Source organism: Skermanella sp. (genome assembly GCF_059503625.1).
This window is the reverse complement of record NZ_JCACHA010000444.1, coordinates 1-2,357: the sequence shown is the minus strand read 5'-3', so window position 1 is coordinate 2,357 and position 2,357 is coordinate 1. Positions and strand designations below refer to the sequence as shown.

The following is a 2,357-nucleotide window of genomic DNA, read 5'->3' as shown; positions in this document are numbered from 1 at the left end:
CGGCTACCATCACCTGCGGTTCACGAAGACGATGCTGCCGCCGGCTCAGGTGGAATCCCTGTCCAAGGCCAGCATCGGCCGCCTGATCGAAACGACAAAGAACGATCACCGCGTCTTCGTCGCCCGCATCGCCGAAGCCGTCAGGGGTGAGATCAAGCTCGCTCCGGCGGAACTCAGCACGCACCATACCTGCCGGCTGGGCCGCTGGTACGACAACGTCTCCGACGAGACGATGATCGGGCTGACGGCGTTCGCCGGCCTGCTCGAACCGCACCGGGATGTCCACCGCAAGGGCCGTGACGTGCTCGTCTCGCTGATGGAAGGCCGCGAAGCGGAGGCCGCCCAGCGCATGGCCGATCTGGAACGGCTTTCTCGGCAGGTGATCGACCTGCTCGACCGCCTGGGGGCCGAATTCGTCCAAAGCGCGGCGGTCGCCGCCGCCTGACCGGCCGTGCTTGTTCCGGGATGCCGGACCGCGCAGCACGACAAGCCGGGCAGCATCCCGACAATCCTTGTCGCCAAGGCGACAAGGCGGCAGGCGCATTCCCGGCCGCGCGATGGTGTTTCACCACAAAGTATTGACAGGAAGAGTGTTTTTCCTGTGGCGCGCAGCTTGCATCGAACCTTGTCCGCCTAATGAAACCGGGCGACGGTCCAACAGACTCCGCCCAGAGCGCTGGAAGCATGTCGCTTGCTCGGAAGGCTGGGCCTGACGGGGAAGCCGGCTTTCCCGGATGTCCCGAACACGATCATCTTGAACAATGGAGTAGCGACATGCCGATAGTGACACTCAAGCCGTCGGGCAAGACCATCGAAGCCGCCGAGGGTTCGACCCTTCTGGAAGCGATCGTCGCTTCGGGTGAGAAGTTCACCCATAAGTGCGGCGGCGAGGCCAAGTGCGGCCAATGCCACATCTACGTCCCCGAAGGCCGCAAGACGCTGACCAAGATCCAGCGCCTGGAGAACGAGAAGCTGGACACCATCGTCGGCGTCGCGACGCCGTCGCGTCTGGCCTGTCAGGCTCGCCTCGGCACCGAAAACGTCACGGTCGAGATCCTCAGCTTCATCTGAGCCATCGAACCGAGCCAAGTCCCCCCGGCGCGCCGATGCGTCGGGGGGCTTGGTCTTCCGATCGGATCACGACGCTTCGTGATCCTGCCATAGTGCAAGGAGGGAGCGTGTCATCTCCACGATCCGGTCCAGATGCTCGCTGCCGACGGTGACGTTGAAGTCGCCATGCGCGGCCCTGTTCCGCAAGTGGACGATCTCGCGCATCGTGTCCGTCTCCTCCGGCGTCAGGTAACCTTCGGAAGCCAGCACCTCCAGCAGACGCAAGGGCGTCTGGGGACGGGCCAGCAGGTCTGGGGCCAGGACGCGTCCCGCCGCTTCGAAAGCAGCCCAGGCTGTCAAGAGCGCGGGCACTCCGCCCGCAGTGTCCATGATCTGGGAAAGGCTGGCGAGTACCTGACGAATGCTTTCCTTCGTCGCCACCCCGATTGCCGGATCGGCATTGCTTGACGGCGCATAATAGATCCGGAATTCCCAATCGCGATGCGGCGAAAAAAGGTCCTGGAGCTTTTTCGTTTTTGCAGTTCCCGGTCGGACAGGCGAAACGACTTCGATCGCGATGTTCTTGCCCGGCTTCAAAGCAACCGCATCAGGGCGATAGCTTCCCATGAAGGGCGGAAGCACGAAGGGCGGGGGCTGCACGAGGACGTGATAGCCTTCGGCCTGCAGTGTCGGAACCAAACTTTCCAGGATCGATCGTTCCGAACTGCTGTCGAGCGAAGCCATCATTCGAGCTCCTCAAACGGGTTGTCAGAAAGACGCACATAAAGAAGCGGCTTGTCACCAACAATCGCTCCTTCCAGGGTCGAGGAAGGAGAACCGAACTGAAACATCTTCTCCGGCTCGAATTTCTGAACCAGAACCCTTTCGACCTGATCGTCATCCATATAGATGTGCTGGCAAAGAGCATCCAGGATCGGCTTGACGATGTTGTCTATGTCGCCCGCCATTTCAGAGCCGGGAAAGTAGAAAAGCGTAACCGATATCGGACCGCCGGTCGCGAAATGACCTTCGGGCAGAACTTCAACGGTGGCGTCCCTGATCCTGGATTTCCATCGATCGACGGACTCCCGTCGCTTTGCCTGGTGAGAGACTGCTGTGCCCGAAACAACGAATTCCAGGGGAAAATCAAGCTCCACAGCCATGCCTTCCATGCTGGATATTCCGGTTCCGGGCGCTATGACGTCATTTGCCCTACTAGCCATAAATCAAAACGGTTTCAATGGTGTGTGCGCCCGATTCTCACCTATTTCGTGCTAAATGATAGGAATATTCTTTCCAAACGTGCC

General features: G+C 60.4%; 4 protein-coding genes. 2 read left to right on the top strand and 2 right to left on the bottom strand.

The features are described from left to right. Both AC5JJ6_RS09740 and AC5JJ6_RS09735 read left to right on the top strand, forming a co-directional pair. Positions 1–445 (top strand): CZB domain-containing protein (locus tag AC5JJ6_RS09740; RefSeq protein ID WP_496041851.1); only part of this gene is annotated, 445 nt, incomplete at its 5' end. Between the two features lie 329 nt (positions 446–774). Further along, positions 775–1,071 carry a 2Fe-2S iron-sulfur cluster-binding protein gene (locus AC5JJ6_RS09735; RefSeq protein ID WP_044432764.1) on the top strand — a complete coding sequence of 99 codons (297 nt, stop codon included), beginning with the start codon at positions 775–777 and terminating at the stop codon, positions 1,069–1,071. Between the two features lie 66 nt (positions 1,072–1,137). On the opposite strand, the gene AC5JJ6_RS09730 is transcribed toward AC5JJ6_RS09735, so the two are convergent. Both AC5JJ6_RS09730 and AC5JJ6_RS09725 read right to left on the bottom strand, forming a co-directional pair. Further along, the gene (locus AC5JJ6_RS09730; protein WP_496041850.1) at positions 1,138–1,794 is read right to left on the bottom strand and encodes a hypothetical protein; all 657 of its coding nucleotides are present in this window, start codon (positions 1,792–1,794) and stop codon (positions 1,138–1,140) included. Then, positions 1,794–2,222 carry a RusA family crossover junction endodeoxyribonuclease gene (locus AC5JJ6_RS09725; RefSeq protein ID WP_496041849.1) on the bottom strand — a complete coding sequence of 143 codons (429 nt, stop codon included), beginning with the start codon at positions 2,220–2,222 and terminating at the stop codon, positions 1,794–1,796. The genes AC5JJ6_RS09730 and AC5JJ6_RS09725 overlap by 1 nt, the downstream gene beginning before the upstream one ends. Positions 2,223–2,357: the final 135 nt, after the last annotated feature.